Consider the following 21,506-nt stretch of genomic DNA (forward strand, 5'->3'; position numbering starts at 1 on the left):
GTTTTGTCCAGTATTAATAGGTGAATGAATGTATAGCTTCTTAAATGATTACAATGAAATAGCCCATCCAGCAGTGATGAAAACCCTGAATGACTTAGCAGGAAAACGTTTTAAAGGTTACGGCACAGATGAAATTTGTTCTCGGGTCACTGAGCAAGTTAAAGCACGTATTGGACAACCTGATGCGGATATTCATTTTTTTAATGGCGGCACTGTTACCAATTTAACCGTGATCTCCCATGCTTTACGCCCGCACCAAGCGGTGATCGCTGTTGATAGTGGGCATGTAGCTACGCATGAAACTGGTGCGATCGAAGCAACGGGGCATAAGGTGATTACGGTGAGCTCACCATCAGGGAAATTAACGCCAACACTGGTTGCGAATGTGCTGGTTGAGCATAATGATGAACACAGTGTGCAGCCAAAATTAGTGTATATCAGTAATTCGACAGAAATAGGCACCGTTTACCGTAAACATGAGTTACTTGCATTACGTGAGGTTTGCGATAAGCATGGGTTACTCCTTTTTTTAGATGGCGCACGTCTTGCATCGGGGTTAATGTCTAAAGCAAGTGATTTAACCATTGAAGATATTGCTGCAGTCACAGATGTTTTCTATATTGGCGGTACAAAAATAGGGGCTTTAACGGGGGAAATACTGGTTATTTTGAACCCAGCATTAAAATCTGATTTTCGTTATAGCATCAAGCAAAAAGGGGGGTTACAAGCTAAAGGTTGGTTATTGGCCGCACAGTTTGAGCCACTGTTTAATAATGAGCTATATTTTGAGCTTGGTCATCACCTTAATGAGATGGCATCTCAGTTAGCCTTATTTTTTGAGGAACAAGGGTTTGAGTTTTTAGCTCCCGTTGAATCAAACCAAGTTTTCGTTATTTTACCAAACAGCCTTGCTGATAATTTATTAAAGCATTACCAACTGAGCAAAATTGGTAACCCCACAACGGAAACAACGTGCGTACGGTTTTGTACGGCTTGGTCAACAACCCAGCAAGATATCGATAAATTTAAACAAGTTTTTCATACATTAAGTTAAAAATACAGTCAGTAAACCAGTCGATAACCTTATTTTATTGGTTGCTCTATCCTGTTATTTTTACGTATAACGGGCTGTTCAATGAGCTACTTTAGTTAATGTTATCGGTTGGTGTTATCTGTTGTCGATATACTATCTGAGACTTAAAAGAAGAGGCCACTGTGACTGGCCGCAACAAAATTATGATGGCGTAGACACCAATATAGAAAATAAATACGTTTATTTTTAAAACCCTGAGTATGGTGGGGTAACCTGACATAAAATAGTGATGAAATTGTCAATATTGTATCCTGTTTTCATCTGTTCTAGTTGACTCGCTTATAAATCCACACTCGTTGTTTCTATTCTCTGTTATAATCATGAGCCCTATTTTTTGACTATTCTGGATACAATAATGGTAATTTGGGTTGATGCGGATGCCTGTCCTAAAGTAATTAAGGAAATTTTATACCGTGCGGCGGATAGGGAAAATGTGCAAATAACGTTTGTTGCCAATCAGCGCTTAACAGTTCCACCATCACCGTTTTTAAAAACGTTGCAAGTTTCTGCAGGTTTTGACGTTGCGGATAATGAAATTGTCTTACGTGCACAAGTAGGCGACCTTGTTGTTACGGCGGATATACCGTTAGCCGCAGAGGTGATGGAAAAAGGAGCTTCTGCCTTGAATCCGCGTGGGGAGCGTTATAGTGAGGCGACGATCCGTGAACGCCTTAATATACGTGATTTTATGGATACCATGCGGGCAAGTGGCGTTCAAACAGGGGGGCCTGCAAGTTTAAATCAACGTGATAGGCAGCAATTTGCAAATGAGTTAGACAAATGGTTATTACACCGTAAAAAGTCATTAAGTCTATAATAGGAAATAAATTTGCTGATTTAGCTCAGAAAACATGCAAATTAAAATAGAGTTGCTAATAATCTTATGTCTATAATGGTTATCCCTAAATTTTTGAATACAAAATTATGGACCCTTTGCACAGCATTATTATCACTCTATTTTTGTTTGTCTTAACTTTTTTTAACCCTGGCGCAAACCTGTTTATTGTTGTGCAAACAACATTAAGTTCGGGTAAAAAAGCGGGGTTAACTTGTGGTTATGGTGTTGTATTGGGTAATGCGATTTATTCCGGGTTAGGTCTATTTGGTTTAGTTACCCTAATGTCTGAATTTGGTTTATTATTTTCATTGATCAAAATTCTTGGTGGTTTATACCTGTTTTACTATGCCATAACCGTTTTTAAAAATAGGACGCAGCTTAATTTATCTACAGAAAACATTGTCGAAAGCTTTCCTTCCGGTGTTTATTTCAGGCGGGGGGTGATTTCTGATTTATCTAATCCGCAAACAGTTTTGTTTTTCATGAGTATTTTCTCAACAACTATTTCACCTTCTACTCCTTTATGGACCAAGCTCGTCATTTGGTTCGGTATTATCATCGCATCATTAATATGGCGAATTATTTTATGCCAAACTTTCTCGATGACGTCAGTCAGAAGAATGTATTCACGCATTCATAAAATAGTAGGAAAAGCGGTTGGTATAGTACTAGGTACGCTAGCATCAAGGCTCATTTACCAAGGTGTAACTGAACTTGTTGTTAAAAGATAGCAGATGACAACTATACAGTTTCACCGTTTTGAGCATGGGATTTGTATGATATGGATCTAAAATCAGTGCTGAGACGTTAGCCAATATTCAACTTCTTCATAAGTTCCACGAAAAATAATCCGCTGTTGTTTTTTACTTAATTGGTAGAGATACATAGGGTCATAATATTCATTGAGTAAAGGGCATAGCCAAGAATAGTGTGCTTGAGTGTCACCTGTCACTTTTTGTTCTGCAAGAGCAAGATCTAATAAGCGAGTTAATTCAATTGCACGCTGTGAACCTAAACGCTTACGAATAGCAAAGAGACCGTGGTGTAAATATTCGCTGTATTCTTGCCAGCCTTTTTCCTCCCCAAATACATTAAGAAATTCATGTGTCATACGGTCGAAGTATTCCTGTTTAAGGCGTTCGAGCCGTACATCAAAGGGGTCTTCAACCACCGCAATAGTAGCAGAGTCCATTTGACTTTTGAGTACACTGGGTAGGCTATTAGAACCAATTGCACGACCTTCATCCTCTAAAACCCAGCGGTTATGATGTTCTGCTTTTTTTAGTAGCATAACTGCCAAATGATTTTCAAATGTGGCTTGAGGAAATTGGGGTTGTAATGTGCGACCAAAAGACGACCCGCGATGATGAGCAATTCCTTCTAAATCAATCCCATTTGCTAAGTTATGAACAAGCGTTGTTTTGCCATTACCAGTACAGCCACCAATTAAAATTATAGGCCGTAGTGTTAATTCATTGATTGCATCAATTGCGGCTTGCCGTAATACTTTGTAGCCTCCTGCAACGAGAGGGTATTCAATACCAATGTCTTTTAACCATGATTGAACGATATGCGACCGCATTCCCCCCCTAGCACAGCAAATATAGCCACTTTTATGGCTGAGACAGGCTTCTTTCCAAGCAGCTAAGCGTGCTTCTTTTATCTCACCACTCACAAGCTGATGCCCTAATGTGAGTGCTTGATGAGACCCTTCTTGTTTATAGCAAGTGCCAACTGCTTTGCGTTCATCATCATTCATTAAAGGGATATTAATCGCACTTGGCATCGAACCTTGTTGAAATTCGATAGGAGCCCTGACATCAATTAACGTGCTGTCAGTCGCCAGTAATTGCCGAATATTTTTTGAAGAGGGAGTTAATTCCATAATAACTGTGGTATTCATTAAAGTTGCAATAAGGCTAACTATACTCCTAATCTTATCACTTGGCACTTAATGTTAAGATTAAAAAGGCTTAATAGTACTTTGGCGTATAATGATGCTATATTGATGTTGGGTATTTCAATATGAGTAAGGGGCGAGACAATGAAGATGTTAACCATCCAAGAGATGACCGAAACTCAAAAGATGCAAGTTCGTAGTAAGTTGGCGCAAGAAAGAAAAAAACTTGGCCGTGAATTAACCAACTCTGAGCAAAATAAAGTCAAAAAGCAAATCATTACCGAAATATCTATTGAAGTTGATAAGCAAGCAAAGAAACTTCGAGCACAAAAGAAAAAAGATAAATTAATACCAAGTGACCAAACTTACAGTTGGTCTTCGGCAAACCATAAAAAAGGTTATCGATAACTAATTATTAGTAAGAATAGTTAGTAGGTTATTTTATTTGTTAGTGTAGTTAAAAATAAAAAATCGCGTATTTGAGCATGAATAAATACGCGATTTTTTATTAGGTTAAAACGTTAAATATAATTCTATGAATCTAATCGAGAGACATCACAAATGATTTTTTCTTTTAACGCTTCGATTAGATATGAAGAGAAGGAGAGGGAGGTATACCCTTCATTTTTAATATTTTCAAATGCATCAATATATATCATAGGAACTTGTATTAATTTTGCCTTTTTCAAATCTTGTTTAGCAATTGGTGCAGGTTTTGAATTAATAGTAGACTCATGATTAGAGCTAAATGAAGTGCCAGTAAAGGATAATTTTGGATATGTCATGTTTATAGTCTCATATCAGGGCTATTTACCATACAACTAACGATAGTAATAGCGGTAATTGGTAGTAAAAGTAGTGTTTCGACTAAAAAACAGAATTACTCAAGTGATAATAAATAAGCAATATACAAAGCACGTTTATTATCCCGAATAGGAGTATTTAGCCGAATAAAGAGTAAAATATATTAATATTATTTAATTGTATATATTTAATCGGTAGTATTTTCATAAATAATGTAACTGAATATTTCTTATTAAATTAAAATAGATTAGGAATAATCCTAATCGGTGGGTTTTTATATACTGAATAGATAAATGGTGCATACATATTAAATATGCTTTATGTATAAGATATTAAATAAAAGTTAATAAAGATTACAAGGTGATTACGACAATTAAATTTATAATAATAAAACCATGTTGACTGAAAAATAATTTGAACTAATAATTATTGCAATGAGAGGTAGTGATAAAAGGATACAGCCAATAAACATTTAATATAAACAAAATAAAAATCTTGAAAGGTAATAAATAGAGTTACTATTAATAAAGAGAGTAACTAATTTAAATAATATATAATTTATCAATGTTATTGAATTTATAAAAACATATCAAATCAATATTTGAGGAATAACTATGTTCAAAGTGTATCAACAGACTCAAAATTTAAAAATGAAACTCCTAAAAAAAGTATCCAAATACCACGAAGTAAAAAATCAGCGTGGTATGACATTACTCGAAATTATCATTGTATTAGGCATTGTCGGAACAATTGCAGCAGGTGTCGTCGTATTAGCACAACGTGCATTCGATAGCCGTGCAATCTCAGACTTAGTGAGCAATACAAACTCAATACGTATTGCAGCTAAAGAAGCTTATCAACGCGCTCCAGGTTACCCAGCAGAGGCAGGAACAGATTCTGCGAACTATACATTTGAGTCAATTAAAGACGCAAAAGAATCTACAGCAATTGTGGCACGCTTAGTTCAGTTAGGCAAAGTTTCGACAGACGAAGCGCGTAATAATATTTCTAATAACTTTATTGCGATCTCTGGAGCCATGACAGTAACGGGGCAGCCAGCAACGGGGCTGCGTGGGTTTGTTGTGGAATTAAATGGACTTAATCAAGAGCAGTGCCGTGCGGTTATTTCCCAATCAGGAAATTTATGGGATTACGTTGAAGTCGGTGTAGCAGCAGCTGGAGCAAGTAGCTTGACTGCAACACCAAAAAATCTCGCTGTAGAAATAACAGATGATTCACCTATCCTGCGCTCATTGCATGCCGATGGTAATAAAAACATTAAGCCAGATGACATCGCAACAGTTTGTGTCGATTCGCCAACTAACGCAGTTATTTTAGGTAGTCGTTAATAAATAGAGACTAATAACTCGCTAATAAAACCTCTCTTTAATTAGAGAGGTTTTGAGAAATAAAGATGAAAAAAAGTAAAATAGCAGGTTATTCATTACTTGAAGTTATTATCGTCCTTGGAATAATTGGTGTGATAATGGTTCCATTGAGCCGCTTTATTATTAATAGAATTGAAGATAACCGTCGCCAACAAATTTCAGATACAATCGTTGATGAAATGTATCGTTTTATAGACTTTGTTAATAGTGACGAACTAGAAACAATAGATGGGAACCTCAAGCGAAATCCTTTATTTCAAATAGGAAATAAAAAGCCAGAATACAGTAAGCGTGTGAGTAACTATAAAATTGAAGATGAATTAACTCATGATAATTTACACTTTAATTGGGGAAATGGCATTGGAAGTGAACGTAATTACTTTACCGATGAAACTTGTCAAGGAAGCCTACTTGAATTATCACTAAAAAAAGAATTTTTGAAATGTACAATTGACCCTTTAATTAGCCAACAGCCTGTTTTATCTATAGAAAGAATTGATCTTATTGGTGACACCAAAAGAAAAACAATTGAGCGAACTGATTTTATCGCAATGTACCACCCACAAAAAGAAGAAGAAAATTTATACATTGACAATTTATATAATAACTTTATGCAATCATTTAAAGATAAGTCCCTATATTTAATTCAAGCTGATATAGTTTTTAAAGAAAAAAAACATAATGAAAATACTAACTGGAAATTATTAAAGAAAAATGATCAAAATATCAAGTTTGGAGAATTAGCACTAAATGCTGATACTTTAAGTAATGATAATTATAATTATGGAATACGTTTTAGCTTCAATAGTAAAGCAGGGAAATATTTAAAATCCGATGGTTCTGTTAATACCGATAAATTATGTTGGAATACAAAAAATAGTCAATATGGTCCTTGTTTGACAGCAAAAGATGAGAATAAACTTGTATTAACGAGTGGCGCTCCAGATAAAAATGAAAAAATGCCTGCTTTATGTTGGGATACTCAAAATAAAGCAAAATCTGTTTGTTTAGAATTGAAAGAATTACCCGGAGACTTCAGTATAACGGATGCTCAATATTTAGATGACAGTAATTTTATACTCACCAAAGAAGATAATAAAGGCAATCAAATAGCAGGAACATTGGTCGCTAATGTAGTTATTGAAGATAGTCATTATGAAGGCTCTAAATTAGTCAAAGAATATCGTACCGTCCCTGAAGTAAGTTATCACAGTTTTACAGGCAATAATAAGAGCATGATTGTTGGTGAGAATTATGTTGGAGATGATCTCAAAGAGGATGGGGTCATTACTATACCAAGAAAGTTATGTCCGGTAGTTAATGACGTAAGGTTATGGCCAAGGTTGACAGTCGCAGTTTCATCAATGACGCCAGTTGTATTTGATGATGAAAAAAATATTTTAGATGTTGACCTCTCTCACGAGTCGAGTACAAGAATAAACAAAATAAAAAACGTAGGGTTATCTGCAGGCGTCGTATTACAGGCTAGACATGGCAGCATTGCTGGCACAGCAACGACACCATTTCAACCGACTTGGATTATAAGTGCTTCATTAGGTGTAAATAATCCAGAGAACGGGGATTCCAGTACTTATGTTAACCCTAAATCATTATCAATTATGGCAGTTGAATGGTGCAGTTCAATTAAAGGGGATTATTCTACTTCATATGATTAGTAATAAGGTATTCATATAATGAAATATAAAATGAGCGTGTTTATTTTATGTAGTTTAGCTTTCTCTTCTATTGCTAACTCAACAATAGGTCAACAAGGATGGGTTAATTTAAAACCGATGAAAGAAATTAAATCGGTTTCTGATTCATCAAAAACTGAACAGCAAAATATCAATATAGAACAAATGACTGGTGATAAAAAAGAGGGTGAAGAGCAACGGGAGGTTATGAGTCATTTAATACTAAAGAAAAATGAGCTTTTAAGCCAAAGTATTGAAGAGTGGACAAAATTTAATGGCATTGATTTTATTTGGAATAGCCCAAAAGATATTGTCATTTTTAATGAGATCACAATTGATGGTACAGATAGGATACAAGTTTTAGAAAAATTAGGTAAACAACTGTCTTACCAAAAAGCAGGGTTTTATTTGAAGTTTTATGAAGAAAACAATGTTCTCGTGATTGATAATTGATAAGTAGAAAATAAAATGAAAATGTGTAAATTGGTTTATATTCTATTGCCATTACTACTTCAAGGATGTAGTAGTTTTTTTGAAGAAAAATATAATGACAAAGAATTATTTGATAGAGTAACTGACCTTCAAGATATTGATAGTAGCAAACAAGAGACATTTTTATCTCTAGGTACATCATATTTAGGAAAAGAAGTCAGTTACGATCGTCAGCAGAAAAAAGTACTCGATAAAGAAATTAATTTGACAACTTATGCACCTGTTAACATTTATACCGTATTAGAAATGTTAGGTGAACAAATGGAAATTACCTATAAAGTTGATGCGAGTACTCCTCAAGAGTTGGCTGAGAAAGCTACGGCTGGTGAGGATATATTAAAAAACACAGTATATACTATTAATTTTAAAGGTAATCTAGACGAATTTATTGGTTATTTATCAAATTTGTATGATGTAAGTATTCAACTGAAGAAGAATAATTTACTAGAGGTTAACTTATATTCAAACTTTGCGATCAACCTTGATTATTATGGGACAGATAATAACTATGAAGCTAGTTTAGATATATCAAGTAATGAGGCAGCCTCATCTAGCGGGTTAAAAGGTAAATCAACAACCTCATTTAAATCCTCGTTCTGGGCAGATGTGAAAGATATGATGGATAAATATATCTCTTCAGGGGTATATAATATATTTCAAGACTCATCTATTTTGACGTTTGTTGGAAGGCAATCAGAATACAATCATGTCAATAAGGTTCTAGAGCAATACAAACAAGCAAATAGCCGTCAATTTGTTGTTAGCTATAAAATTTATATACTCGACAAGTCAAAATCTAAAAACTTAGAAGCAGAGTTGGGTTTTTCTTACAACAGTGGTGGTACGCAAGTCGGGTTTAATCAAAGTTTGCTGACTAAGTTAACTGGAAGTCTTAATGCTAATTCAAATTTTCATGGTGGTGAAAATGCCAAATTTCGCTTAGCCGCACAACTTGACGCTGTTTATAATTTAACTGGAAGTAAAATTTTGCAAAGTGGGTCTTTTATTACTCGTAATAATATGCCAATCCCGCTAAATTTAACTAAGACTCAACATTATGTATCTGGCATGACTTCAACTAAAAATGCCAATATGGATATTACTGAGAATCAGTTAACAACCGATCAAATTGTGACAGGGAGCAGTTTTATTATTACTCCGAGAGCCTTATCTGATGGGAAAATTGAAGTTGCTAGTGGATTTACACGTAAAAATCTGATTGGCATAGAAAAATTTGATAATGTTCAACTGCCTAATTATACAACAACGGAAATGTTTAATACTTCTGTAATTAAACCGGGTGATTTACTGATCGTTGGTAAATATGATGAAAATACAGAATCTGATGGACAAAAGGCAGGTATTTTATCAGCTATCTTAAAAAGTGAAGATGCGAATTCAACTATTATTATGATTGTAGGGATAGACAATTACTTTTCAATTAATGAGTAAGCCATGACATTAGCAGAGTTACTAAAGAATAAGCTGACTATTGGTGGTATATGGATTGATTCGAGCCAAACAGAAGAGCATCGGCATCGATTTTGGCTTGAGTCAACCAAAAAAAAATGTAGGAAAATTAGGTATAAAACTCGTAATGGTATGAAGGAAGTGTTATTTCCTAAGCAAGTGAAATTACACGAAATATTAGCTTTATATATTAAAGAACTTTATGGCGATGGCATGTTTTATGCTCCTATAGTTGAGGGTGATATTACACATTATTATTTAATATGCATTAAAGATGATTGTGTAATCTCTCCAATCGATACAATCATAACGGAGGGAATGCTCTCCTATATTTTGAGTCAAAAAGATACATCAATATATGGCTCTTTAGATGTGACGGTTATTAATGATGATATATTTGATGCAATTTATGAAGAGTATTTGAATCAGGAAAAAAAGTATCGTAATACAATCATTAAAGTTTCAGCGGCAATTGCTTGTGGGATAAGCATATTCACAATCATTATTTATATTCTATCCTTATATTAGGGTTATTAGTATGAAAGATATTCTTTCTGGCTGGCGTGAGCATGGCTTATTGAAAAGTAAGTATATGCTAATCATTAGTATTGTAATAGTATTAATTATAACCATTTCTGGTGTAATGTATTATTTACATTATAAAAAAACAGAAAAAGAGGCATTAGAAAAACAACAGCAGCAGTTAGTTCTCAATGATAAAAAGAAAATTACAAATTTTTATTTATCTCAGTTTCATGGGTATCAAGCTGATGATCTTATCATTATATTAAAACAAATTTTACTCAGTAGTTATGCATTTACAGCAAGTGGCTTCAATGAGGATATGTTTACTTGTAATGAAGATAACTGTCAATTTTCATACAAATTAAAGCCTGGTGCTATTTTTAATGTTCAAGATAAATTTTTTTTCAATGAACGCTACGAAGGGATTATTAGCCCAGATAGCTTGGATTTTTCTAATTTACAATTGAAATATACTGATAATAGATTGGAAAATAAAATAACTTCTCCTGAGGCAAAATTGCATGTACCTACTTGTAATGATTATATAAACTATGTTTATGCATACAATTCATCAAAAGATAACGAGAAAAAAAAGATAAAATTAAATGAATTACCATCTTCCTCTGTGTCAAATATAGAAAGTAAATATTCAGGGTATCCAGATAGCCATAATTTGTTATTTGCAAAATTTGAAATGACTTTCAAAAATAACCCATTGGAAATTAGTTACTTATTAAACGGTCAACCTTATATTGATTATTATGTTTTTAAATCAATAGAGAAATTAGATGTTAACAATATTAAAGTTACAGGAGTTTTTGCATGCAAAAGATAATGTTTTCTATTTTAACATTAGGTATAAGCCTACAGTTCGCTTATGCAGATCCGCAAGCAGAAAGTATGGAATTACCAAGCATTGAAAATAAAGAAGTATCAGTTGAACAAAAAAATATTGTTGACTTAATGCAACGAAATCTTCAATTTGAATCAGAAAAATTACATATTGAAAATCAAATTACGCTAGCTAAGTTAAAAAAAGAACTAAAAGAGGTCAATGAAATTTTAAATGAGTCTCCTAGTCAAGAAACTGTAGCAACCAAGGAAATGGATAATGATGTCGAGGAACAACGAATTAATGAACTGATGGATACTCCCGTTAAACCAATGGATAAGCCAAAAGTTATTATGATTTCTTATGTTGCGGGTATAAAAAAAATAGGGGTGGTGAATAGTGAGAATAGCCGCATTTCTTTTGTTAGTGAGAATAAACCATTTAGTATGAATGGAATGCGATATCGAGTTATTCTAAAAAACAATCAATATAAAGTTGTAGATTAATAATGTTCCAATCAATTGATTTTATTAACATAAATTGTATTGAAGGTGGGGTAAAGGCATTAGAAAAATGCCACTTTGAGTTGCTTGAAAAAAATTTAATCATTGTTGATTATAATAAATCCAAGTATTTAGTTATCAATAAAATTAAGATTGATAAACTAGAGAGTATATATATGGATTTATATTATACGCGTTCAGTTTATAAGAAAAATATTTGTGGGTTTATGTTGAGTACTGAATCTCAATATTACCAAATTATTGAAAAAGCAACTCGAGACAAGAGCAGTAACCTATTATATGAAACCAGTGATGTCCAAAAAGAACTAGAAAGTTTATTGCAGGTTGCCGTTGATACTGGGGCGAGTGATTTACATATTACTCGTGGGGATGTTATTTCAAAAGTAGAGTTTAGGGTTAATGGCTCTTTAATTTTATATTCTCAGTTAACATCTGCTAGTTGTGATGAATTGGTGTTTGTATTGTATAACGTTGAAGCGACGACTAAAGAGACAACATGGAATCGCCAACAACCGCAAAGTGCCAATATTTTGTATGATTTGAAAGGTAAAAAATACCGGTTTCGTTATGCACATTTCCCAATATTTGGAGAGACAAGTGATTGTTATCATTGTGTATTGAGAATTATACCTGCTTCTATAGATACTAACCCTAACCCTCAATTGGAGAGTACAGGGTTATCTGAGGTAGAAATTGAAGATATTAAATCAATACTAAGTAATCCATATGGTGCTTATTTTATTGCAGGAACAACGGGGTCGGGGAAATCAACAACATTAAAGACAGTTATTGAATGGCTACAAATAAATCGGTTTAACAACAAAGGTTGTTTTTTAACGGTGGAAGACCCCGTTGAATATTATATCTATGGTACCAAACAAAGTTCAGTATTAGATGTCGATGGTGGAGGGTTTCATTCCGCGATTAAATCCGCATTACGTCGTGATCCAGATGTACTTATGATAGGTGAAATACGAGATAAAATTTCAGCTAATGCATTATCTGGTGCAGTTGAAAGTGGCCATTATTGTTTCACAACCGTTCACGCAGGGAGCATTGTAACATTATTACAGCGGCTATCGGCACTCGGTATTACAGGAGACAAACTGTGTACACCTGGTTTTATTGCGGGCCTACAGTGTCAAAAGTTAATGCCAGTACTATGTTCGCACTGTAAAAAATCAGAGCTTGCCATTTTCGGTTCCCGGGAAATTGAAATATCAGTGCTTAACCAAGATGGCTGCCAGCATTGCAAATATACGGGTATCAAAGGACGTAAACTCGTTATCGAATATATGCGGCCATCAATTGATGAATTATCTGCAATAGCGAAAAATAATTGGCTTGAAGCGTATATGCACTGGCGTAAAAAAAGGCTAATTGGAAAAGGAATTGGTGAGGGGTTTCAAATTAAAGAAAAAACGCTGTTATTAGTAATTGAAAATAAAGTTTGTTACCACTGGTTTACTCATGAATTTGGCGCTATTCCAGCAGAAGATATGGAGGTAATTTTTGAAAAAATTCACTAAATCTCAGCGATTATATTTATATCAATTTTGTGCTGATATGATTAACTCTAACCTTCCGATTTATGATTCAATCATAAAACTAAAAAAAGAAGGGGAAACGGTTATAGGCAAAGGGTTTGTCAATAAATTGAATTATTTATTAGACAAAATGGCGAATAAAGAATCTATTGCATCCGTTTTTGATGGGATGGTACCAAAGAGTGAATTAAGTTTAATCTATTCTTCAGAGAAAAGTGGGGCACTTGCCAATGGCTTTACCAGTATCGTTGAGGTTATTAAATATAAAGACCAATTAATGTCAAAAGTCATCAAATCAATAACATTTCCTTTGATTATGTTGGCTTTATCTTTAATTGTGATAGCAGGTTATGCGGTCAAAGTTTTCCCTGCCTTTGAACGAGTACTACCGGTTACGCGTTGGCCTGTTGTGACCAGTTCATTATATGAATTTGGCTTGGCTTTATATAATGGGTTATGGGTTTATATTTTAGTAGCAGTCATCCTATTAACGATAATAACTAGGGTTATTATGGCAAATGTAACTGGGTTATTTAGGGATAGGTTTATGGACAGAGTAGTACCATTTTCTACTTTCAAACAATTAAATGCTTCTATTATATTAAATAGTTTGTCAGGGATGTTAAAAAATAAAATCCCTATTAATGATGCATTGACAATATTGAGTTTAAATGCCAATAGATGGTTAAAAAGTCATATTAATATTATGAAAGTTAATATGGCCAAAGGTCAAAACTACGGAGAAGCGCTGAATACAGGGTTATTAAATGTACATGAGCTTTTGAATATTAGTTTGTATTCCGCATTACCATCATTTCATGATGTATTAACATCAGTATCTGAAAAGTCAAAAATTAATATTAATGACAAAATGGATAAGCTTGCAGGATTATTAAAATCATTTTCAACATTAATATTAGGCGGTTGTGTCATCTGGGTGTTTATTGCACTATTTTCGTTATCAGATCAGTTATCTAAGATGTCCCAAATGTAAGTGAGAGGTTAATAATGAAAAAAGTAATTTTTTGTACCGTGTTGCTGCTGCCCATAATAGCGGTTGCTAAAACAACAAAAGGTGTTAATTATATTAATAACACTGCTTCTAATCCAATAATGTCGGTTTGTGCTAATACATCGACGCCATTACCTATATTTATTTCTACATTACGTGATTTTGGTTTAACATCTAAATTTAGTAATCGAGTAAATGTATCGGTTACTGCAGAATATTGGACTGAAGAAGAACGGGGTATTCCTATAAAAATTGCTAACTTTTTTGCAATGGATACGATACGGAAACCTGATGGTAGAACGCCGTTACTTGGGAATTATTCTACAAAAAAAGAGGTTTCGCCCATACCGATGAGCGCAAGAGAGTACAGTGGTATGTCAATCTCGGATGCAGGTTTGGGAAAACCGACAAAAACTGATCGGAAACGTACTTTTGAGTCTTATAATAGCCAAATACTCTATATCAAAAATCGAGGTGTTTACAACGCTAACTATTTTCCAAGGCAGCAAGCTGCACCAACTACTTATGGCGGTGGTGAATACTTTCGACAACCTGACGATATTATTTGGTTACCCGGACGCGCAATAAAAAAACTGACAATTCATATTTATGATTCAAACCCACCAGCATCTCCACCCGAACTAAAAGGGAGACCGGCACCTACAGTTACATTTGAGTGGAAAGCCAAAACAGGTTATAACCCAAAATCATCTGTTCCGCCTATACTGGAATTAACAAGTGTGACTTATTCTGGACAAGGTAATAGTTCTTGGGGGTCGGAATCTGCATCAGATAATGATATTGACAAGACGCTATATGGTAATGCAAGTGTATTAAGTAGCATAACATTAGGGGAAAAATACACATTAGCAATGGACTGGAACCGAAGCCCTATTATTAGAGACCTTGCGACTAACCCATTTTATTCTAGAGCATACCAATTAGAACGGGATGCATTTAAAGCGGGAGATCTGGATTTTGCTCAATTAGTCAATGCGATAAGTCAAAATAAAAAATTAAGTGCTTATGATATTAACCTTAAAAAAACAGATTTTATTTATACCAATATTGATGCAATAGATAGAGATCTGGGATGGGGGCATGGAGGAAAATATAAAATAACCTATTTTAGAGGCAGTATCAACGCTTATAATAATGTATATATTGATCAAAAAAAATATGAAAAAGACGGTTCAATAATGAAGATTTGTGACTAGTATGTTAGAGTTTATTCATTATTATTATACTGTGATTGCCATTATTATAGGCTGTTGTGTTGGTAGTTTTATCAATGTAGTAATATATCGTTTGCCTATTATAATATTTACACGGGGAGAGGTGGGGAATTTTTCATTAAGTTTTCCTGGCTCTCGATGCCCAACTTGCAAAAATAAAGTATATAAACGGGACAATATTCCTATATTAAGCTGGTTAATTTTAAAAGGGAAATGTCGACATTGTCATTGCCCTATATCGAAACTTTATCCTCTTTCAGAATTTATTTTTGGCTTTTTTTTTGGTTTGGTTATTTTCTACTATTATTTTGATAGGGAACTCGCTACATTGGTGATGTTTTTAGGGTTATGTTCCGTTTGCTATGTTATATTTTTCATTGATCTTAAATGGTTAATTATTCCAGATGAACTGAACTATTTGTTAATTTGGCTCGGGTTATTAAGTTCTGTAATGAGCTGGACAAATATAACTCCTTTGCAATCTGTCACAAGCTGTATGCTCGTATGGTCAGTGATTAAAATAGTTATTTGGGGGTTCAAATTGTCGACAGGTAAAGATGGGCTCGGTGATGGTGATGCCAAACTGTTTGCTGCAGGCGCCACTTTTATTGGGTTATTTGCGATCCCTTGGCTTATTTTGTTATCGGTATTATTTGGTTTATTAACTTATTTAGTTGTTAGGTCTGTTAATTATAGACCGGATCGAGGAGAGTTTGCTGAGTACTATGATATTGATGAAAAAAGTTACATTCCATTTGGACCTGCTATTTGTTTAGCTATAATGGTATTAGTTTTTTATTTCCATATAATGATGTGATTCTCCACATAAACTCCTCGTTTATATAAACGAGGAGTTTATCAACTAATTAGAATTGATAGTAAAGGTTAGGTCATCATTACCTAAATTAATCTTACGGCTTGTAATCACTGAGCCATTATGAATGACCCTAGCTTCTACGGGGTGTAAACTTCTTTCGATATTCACGTGAAATTGGTTCATTTCATTTCTATTAATTTGAATGGGGGCTAACTGAAATTGTAAACATCTTCCAGTTATAAGGCTGACTTCGAGGTAATCTAAATCTGTATCGAGTTTATTACTATCATCAGGATAGACCATCCCATAAGAACCATTAAGGGCAGGGTAAATATAACTTGGCAATTTATTTTCGGGGTCATGTAACCCTAATAAGGTTATCACCTTAACACCTTGCTTGTAAGGGACCAAATCCTTAAGAAGTGCATCATCATCATGCATAATCCATTCGCGGCCATCAGAGATATAATGTAGTACTTCATTATTATGTATAATTTTCTGAGTATCATTTAGATGAAGAGTAATACTATAACTTGCTGAAGTATCAATAGTAATTAAATAATCCGGGTAATTATTGGGGGTAGGGAAAATAATATTAGGTGCGTGTCTACCATTATAACAGTGGATCATAGCTTCTTTATTAAACTGGAAAATATTTATTAATTGCTCTTCGGTGATATCTTTACCATTTTCTATGGGGACATCACTATAAATATATTTTGATGTGGTATGACGGTACTCTCTCATTTGTTGTAATTCTTCATCCCAGCGAGAAAACCCTGTGGCCGAGTTAACATTAAAAACAGCTTTACTTTCAAGAAAATGTTGAATTTGGTTAAGGGAATGAGGAGTATGTAAGGTAAATGCATTGTATTTTTCATACATAGGTGACCCCCCAGCCATTGCATCATGGCCGAGAGAGTGTTCCTTATAAGGGAGTGCGAATAACCCTTCACCTTCATTTTCTAAATACGTGGGTTTATTTCGTGTTGCGCTTTCAAAATTGGGAATAAAAAAATTATTGTGGCTATCCCATCCCCATGTTGAATTTCGCTGGCTAGGAACGGCGTTGACAGAACCATAAAATCCACCGGGGTAGTGCCCTAAGCCATAATTATGTCCAATTTCATGACTAAATTCATTACGAATAGTGTCATCTAATGTCGCCATACCTGCACCACCAGAACCGCCGTGCACTTGTAACCCATTTTCATATTTTCCTATAGAGGTGTGTACGGTTATTTGTGGTGTTACCATGTTACTCGCTTTGTCTCTTCCTGCATTGAAAAAGCCGTAGTTGGCAAAATTAATTCCAGATGCAATTAACGATTTTGCTATGTATTCCCGCATAATGCCGGTGTGCCAACCCCCATCACCAGGAGCAATACCTACCAGTAGCCGGCCATCATGCAACATAAGTTCGGTTAAATAAATAGGATCGTAGGTTGTTACCGTTAAGCGAGATAAGGGGACTTGTTGAAAATATTGCTGATGATATTCATGCATTTGTTGAAATTCGAATTTGTCCCTATAGGGTGTTAACATACCAATAGCAATAGTATGGAGAAGTAACTCATTAGGTGCACCAATATCTATATATTCAATATCTCCTTTTTTATCTTGATGTGTAAATTGTAAGGTAATATTAGGCTTAATAAATTGGCTTGGCACTATAATTGACCAACAATTACCAATATAGTCTATTTTTGATAGGAATTGGTCACAGTTATTTTCTGTATTTATTTCGAACCAAGTGCCATCTACATTAACGAGTGTAAGTTCGTCACCTGTAGCTAACTCAACATTTCTACCATTGAAAAATACTGAAAATCGATAAGTTGATTTACATTGAAATATGATTTTTTTTCGCGAATATTTTTCATCTGACTCAACTTTGAATGATGAATTATAGTGACCATCGCTGGTGATTATTTTAACCGTATCATGATTAAGAATAATATCATTAAAATAATCGGGGTCATCTAACTGATGCAATTGTTTATCATTACTAACAATGATAGTAACTTCATTAGGATGGGGTTGGGGAGGACTAATATTGGCATAGATTGGTTCACAAGTTGACGTTAGCTCATTTGGATTTTTCATCTTAGCTTCAAATATAATACGTTTTTGTTTATCAAAAACAAATAACTTGACGTCATCATTATGCGCTATGAATTCTCTAGGTTGGAATAGAAACATAGTTTTTCGATTAGATATTATTCTTGGTTGAATATCATCAGCAATATGCTTTCCCGCTGGGATTATACAATTCTGTACATAATGAACTGAACCTGCCAATGTACCGCTTGTATCACTTTTATATTTGTTATTATTAAAATGAGAGTTATTTCCTTTAGAAACAATAAGTTTATTGAAGTAACCTAATGATTTATTATTTTGTAATATTATAGTTTTGTCATGTGCCATTTTAGTTTTCTCATTTATAAAGCATGATTTTATTTCATGCGAGGTTGTTTTGGGCGTTTTAATAATAGATATATAACCAAAATTGAATCTATATTATTATGATTTTTTGTGTATATGGATATGATATATTTAAGTATATAATTAATTTTTTTAGTTAATAAATAAAATTCAAGTGACATTGTTTTAAATGAAGATGTGGGAAATTAATTATTGTTATGTTTATTCTGTTAAGCTATATTTATTAGGTAAGTAAAGTTTAACTTTCATTTTCATGATTCGCTAATTAGGAGGCAGTTTATTGCCTCCATTTTTTTACTATTTCAACATTAGTCTTTATGGCTCCCTCATGTTAATTTTCAGTGTATTATTATTTATACACATTAGAAAATAATGAAATCAATTACCTTTGTAATTAATGTTATTAATGCAAGTTAATATTATTAAGGTTATGTTTATCAATATGACAACTTGGTGAAAAGTATCTGATAGTATGTAAGTGAAATTTTAACTGGTGTTTTTATTAACCCTTAGAATACTCCTTTTTAAATTATTACTCTTATGAGGGGTAATAGATTGTATTGACCTAAATATTTAAATTTTTAGATGTGTTAAATCAGTAAAACAATATTTCTAATTGTTAATATTTATATATATCACTCATGAAATTAGTGAAAAATAAAAATAAATACAATTATCTGATTTTACTCCAATGCTGTCATTATTCCAATATTTAATCTGTGATAAATGATGGGGTGGAGTTAAGTAATAACCGAAAAACTGGTTAATCCCTAATAAGGATAATTATAACATGAATATAGGCAGGGTTTAGGATTGAATAGCTACCCATTAAATTGAACTTATATTATTGTTATGCATATAATCCAAACCGCCTTATTGGCTACTTAGTCAAAATTATTAAGGCGAAATATTTAAATTGATTTTATCTAATAGCTAATAGTTAATAGATAAAAATAAATAAGGAAATTATATGAAATTGTTAAATACAGTAGATGCATCAAAAGTTATTGGTGGAACAGCGCCAGTGTGTGAAACATCATTTGATACTGTAACAGTAGGCGCTGGCCTGACAACCTGCCAACAGATCACAAAATGTACTGATAAGCACGGTGAAGTAAGTTATAAAGCACAACCTGCAACAGGTAAATGCCCTTTATAATCTAGTTGTTATGTAATAATTATAAAGCATGCTGAGGAGGGATTCTTTGCATGCTTTGCTTTCAATCCAATGGTAAAACTGTAATGAATAATAGAAAAATATCTAAATTAACGATTATCATATATACCTTGTTTGTCATTATGATTGCTGTGCTTACAACAGTCATGTTTTATCATGTTTTTATTTTTGAGACCTTTAAAGATAATAGTCAAAGTCAGCAAACATTTTTTGAAATTTCTGCCGAAAAAGTATTGTCGAGCCCAATAAAAGAAAATAACAGTATTATTGAGGTTATGTCATATGGATGTTATGACTGCGGTATAAATAATGATGCCATCATGAAGTTTGCAGAAGAACTGCCTGATGATGATAATTTCAAAGCAATACACTTAGCAAGTAAGTATACTCCACTAGCGGCCTATGCACCTATTTTTGCGACTTTAGAAGAAATGAATATTGAGCCTAGTTTACGCTCAGCCATTTTTAATTCTGTTTTAAATGATAATGTTGATTTTAAAAATCAAGTCGAACTATTGGCATGGTTGAAAAAGCATAATGTTGATACTGAAAAGTACCTTGAAATTAGCAATACCCCAGCTGTAGCTGAAAAACTTGATTATATGGAGAGCATTGCTGAATTCTACAATATTACGGCAACACCCGCTTTCATTATCAATAAGCGCTATGTTGTTTATCAAGACCGTGATTTTCCTGAATTTACTAAGTATATGGCAGAACTTTTAGAAAAGAGTAAGCAGGAGTAATTGTGGGCCGCTTTATTATTGTATGGCTAATTTTTGGTATTAGAAGTGTCGTTGACGCAGCACTTGTAGGTATTGTGAAATTAAATACCTGTGCGGTGACTCTATTTAGGTGGTTACTGCGTTATATATCTACACCACTATTATTAATAGTTAGTTATACATTATGCCGCCTTGGGGTTATCGGTAGGAATTATCGTAATAGAACTAAGGTCGCTACTCAAAATTACCAGTGTTTAATGGATAAACCAGGGCGTATTGATACCGCATGGATCGCGGTACGCCGGTATATTTTAGAAGAGGGCGCAACTTGGGGGCAAAACAGACAAATCATGTCACAAATAGAAGCGTGTACACACAAACTTAATCAAATTGTTGAGCCTCTGCATGAACAACAAGTCCCCGTTATTCTAGCGCCATTGCATATGGTTTCTGATGTATTAGCTACTATCGTAGGGGCAGGAACATCACCTAAAAATGCGACGGTTATTGTGTCTTCAAGTGCTGAGCAAACTAAATTTGATGATACCGCCCGTATTCTTGGGGGAATTAATTTATCTTATTGCTCAATACATCAAGAGGATAAGTCATTAGCAAAAAATTTAATGACATTAATGACTGAAACGGCATCAGGACAGAAAAATATGATTATTTTCCCTGATATTACCCCAGATTATACGATTCATACGGGGGAAGGGATAAATAATAAATTAGCTTGCCGTTTATTTAATCGTCCAGCGAAATTACATAGTGGTGTTGTTCGGTTATCCAAAGTGATTTCAGCGCAAGTCGTTTTCTATAACTTATATTGCAAAAATGGAATACAAATCAATATTTATCCTCCTGTGCACGCAACAGATATTGCTAAGCAATTGCCAATCATTATTGAAAAAACGATTCGAGATTACCCTAATGATTGGCTTTTGTGGCATAGCCATTCACTTTATTTTATTAATCATTGACCTCT

General features: G+C 33.8%; 21 protein-coding genes. 18 read left to right on the forward strand and 3 right to left on the reverse strand.

Going from position 1 to position 21,506, the window contains the following annotated elements:
• The first annotated feature begins 28 nt into the window (after positions 1-28).
• The 3 genes from P3L56_RS10280 to P3L56_RS10290 all read left to right on the forward strand — a co-directional run bounded on the left by P3L56_RS10280 (position 29) and on the right by P3L56_RS10290 (position 2,662).
• Complete coding sequence (locus P3L56_RS10280; RefSeq protein WP_166684937.1) at positions 29-1,054, forward strand: threonine aldolase family protein; 1,026 nt, start codon at positions 29-31, stop codon at positions 1,052-1,054.
• Between the two features lie 394 nt (positions 1,055-1,448).
• Positions 1,449-1,910, forward strand: coding sequence for a YaiI/YqxD family protein (locus P3L56_RS10285; protein WP_042843771.1), 462 nt, complete (start codon positions 1,449-1,451; stop codon positions 1,908-1,910).
• A gap of 107 nt (positions 1,911-2,017) precedes the next feature.
• Positions 2,018-2,662, forward strand: coding sequence for a LysE family transporter (locus tag P3L56_RS10290; protein ID WP_272685994.1), 645 nt, complete (start codon positions 2,018-2,020; stop codon positions 2,660-2,662).
• 62 nt (positions 2,663-2,724) lie between these two features.
• Here the strand turns inward: P3L56_RS10290 and mnmH are convergent, their stop codons facing one another.
• Positions 2,725-3,816, reverse strand: a complete 1,092-nt coding sequence (gene mnmH, locus P3L56_RS10295) for a tRNA 2-selenouridine(34) synthase MnmH (protein WP_071548847.1) — start codon at positions 3,814-3,816, stop codon at positions 2,725-2,727.
• Between the two features lie 159 nt (positions 3,817-3,975).
• On the opposite strand from mnmH, the gene P3L56_RS10300 reads away from it, so the two are divergent.
• Positions 3,976-4,239, forward strand: a complete 264-nt coding sequence (locus P3L56_RS10300) for a DUF3811 domain-containing protein (RefSeq protein WP_042843769.1) — start codon at positions 3,976-3,978, stop codon at positions 4,237-4,239.
• A gap of 125 nt (positions 4,240-4,364) precedes the next feature.
• Here P3L56_RS10300 and P3L56_RS10305 read toward each other — a convergent pair whose 3' ends face one another.
• The gene (locus tag P3L56_RS10305) at positions 4,365-4,616 is read right to left on the reverse strand and encodes a hypothetical protein (protein WP_042843768.1); all 252 of its coding nucleotides are present in this window, start codon (positions 4,614-4,616) and stop codon (positions 4,365-4,367) included.
• Positions 4,617-5,249: 633 nt separating this feature from the next.
• On the opposite strand from P3L56_RS10305, the gene P3L56_RS10310 reads away from it, so the two are divergent.
• From P3L56_RS10310 to P3L56_RS10360, 11 genes are all read left to right on the forward strand, one after another.
• The gene (locus P3L56_RS10310; protein WP_042843767.1) at positions 5,250-5,984 is read left to right on the forward strand and encodes a type IV pilus major pilin; all 735 of its coding nucleotides are present in this window, start codon (positions 5,250-5,252) and stop codon (positions 5,982-5,984) included.
• A gap of 65 nt (positions 5,985-6,049) precedes the next feature.
• On the forward strand, positions 6,050-7,699 hold the full coding sequence (locus tag P3L56_RS10315) for a prepilin-type N-terminal cleavage/methylation domain-containing protein (protein ID WP_198861417.1): 1,650 nt from the start codon (positions 6,050-6,052) through the stop codon (positions 7,697-7,699).
• An 18-nt stretch (positions 7,700-7,717) separates the two neighbouring features.
• Complete coding sequence (locus P3L56_RS10320; RefSeq protein WP_052219277.1) at positions 7,718-8,170, forward strand: TcpQ domain-containing protein; 453 nt, start codon at positions 7,718-7,720, stop codon at positions 8,168-8,170.
• Positions 8,171-8,185: 15 nt separating this feature from the next.
• On the forward strand, positions 8,186-9,661 hold the full coding sequence (locus tag P3L56_RS10325) for a hypothetical protein (RefSeq protein WP_042843765.1): 1,476 nt from the start codon (positions 8,186-8,188) through the stop codon (positions 9,659-9,661).
• A gap of 3 nt (positions 9,662-9,664) precedes the next feature.
• On the forward strand, positions 9,665-10,207 hold the full coding sequence (locus P3L56_RS10330; protein WP_071548096.1) for a hypothetical protein: 543 nt from the start codon (positions 9,665-9,667) through the stop codon (positions 10,205-10,207).
• 10 nt (positions 10,208-10,217) lie between these two features.
• Positions 10,218-11,039, forward strand: a complete 822-nt coding sequence (locus tag P3L56_RS10335) for a hypothetical protein (protein WP_042843762.1) — start codon at positions 10,218-10,220, stop codon at positions 11,037-11,039.
• The gene (locus P3L56_RS10340) at positions 11,027-11,542 is read left to right on the forward strand and encodes a hypothetical protein (RefSeq protein WP_166684941.1); all 516 of its coding nucleotides are present in this window, start codon (positions 11,027-11,029) and stop codon (positions 11,540-11,542) included. The genes P3L56_RS10335 and P3L56_RS10340 overlap by 13 nt, the downstream gene beginning before the upstream one ends.
• 173 nt (positions 11,543-11,715) lie before the next feature.
• Positions 11,716-13,089 carry an ATPase, T2SS/T4P/T4SS family gene (locus tag P3L56_RS10345; protein WP_210814873.1) on the forward strand — a complete coding sequence of 458 codons (1,374 nt, stop codon included), beginning with the start codon at positions 11,716-11,718 and terminating at the stop codon, positions 13,087-13,089.
• The gene (locus P3L56_RS10350; RefSeq protein WP_042843760.1) at positions 13,073-14,101 is read left to right on the forward strand and encodes a type II secretion system F family protein; all 1,029 of its coding nucleotides are present in this window, start codon (positions 13,073-13,075) and stop codon (positions 14,099-14,101) included. The genes P3L56_RS10345 and P3L56_RS10350 overlap by 17 nt, the downstream gene beginning before the upstream one ends.
• 14 nt (positions 14,102-14,115) lie before the next feature.
• Positions 14,116-15,336 (forward strand): hypothetical protein, encoded by a 1,221-nt coding sequence (locus tag P3L56_RS10355; protein WP_129465923.1) that lies wholly within the window; start codon positions 14,116-14,118, stop codon positions 15,334-15,336.
• Position 15,337: 1 nt separating this feature from the next.
• Positions 15,338-16,171 (forward strand): prepilin peptidase, encoded by an 834-nt coding sequence (locus tag P3L56_RS10360; RefSeq protein ID WP_166684943.1) that lies wholly within the window; start codon positions 15,338-15,340, stop codon positions 16,169-16,171.
• Between the two features lie 45 nt (positions 16,172-16,216).
• On the opposite strand, the gene P3L56_RS10365 is transcribed toward P3L56_RS10360, so the two are convergent.
• Positions 16,217-18,601, reverse strand: coding sequence for a M66 family metalloprotease (locus P3L56_RS10365; RefSeq protein WP_272685993.1), 2,385 nt, complete (start codon positions 18,599-18,601; stop codon positions 16,217-16,219).
• A gap of 988 nt (positions 18,602-19,589) precedes the next feature.
• Between P3L56_RS10365 and P3L56_RS10370 the strand changes: the two genes are divergently transcribed.
• From P3L56_RS10370 to P3L56_RS10380, 3 genes are all read left to right on the forward strand, one after another.
• Complete coding sequence (locus tag P3L56_RS10370) at positions 19,590-19,778, forward strand: DUF4762 family protein (RefSeq protein ID WP_166685961.1); 189 nt, start codon at positions 19,590-19,592, stop codon at positions 19,776-19,778.
• 83 nt (positions 19,779-19,861) lie between these two features.
• Positions 19,862-20,542, forward strand: coding sequence for a DsbA family protein (locus tag P3L56_RS10375; protein ID WP_272685992.1), 681 nt, complete (start codon positions 19,862-19,864; stop codon positions 20,540-20,542).
• Between the two features lie 2 nt (positions 20,543-20,544).
• On the forward strand, positions 20,545-21,501 hold the full coding sequence (locus tag P3L56_RS10380; RefSeq protein WP_042843755.1) for an ABC transporter: 957 nt from the start codon (positions 20,545-20,547) through the stop codon (positions 21,499-21,501).
• Positions 21,502-21,506: the final 5 nt, after the last annotated feature.

It is taken from the genome of Providencia sp. PROV024 (assembly GCF_032709665.1).
In the GTDB taxonomy this organism is placed as follows: Bacteria; Pseudomonadota; Gammaproteobacteria; order Enterobacterales; family Enterobacteriaceae; genus Providencia; species Providencia huashanensis.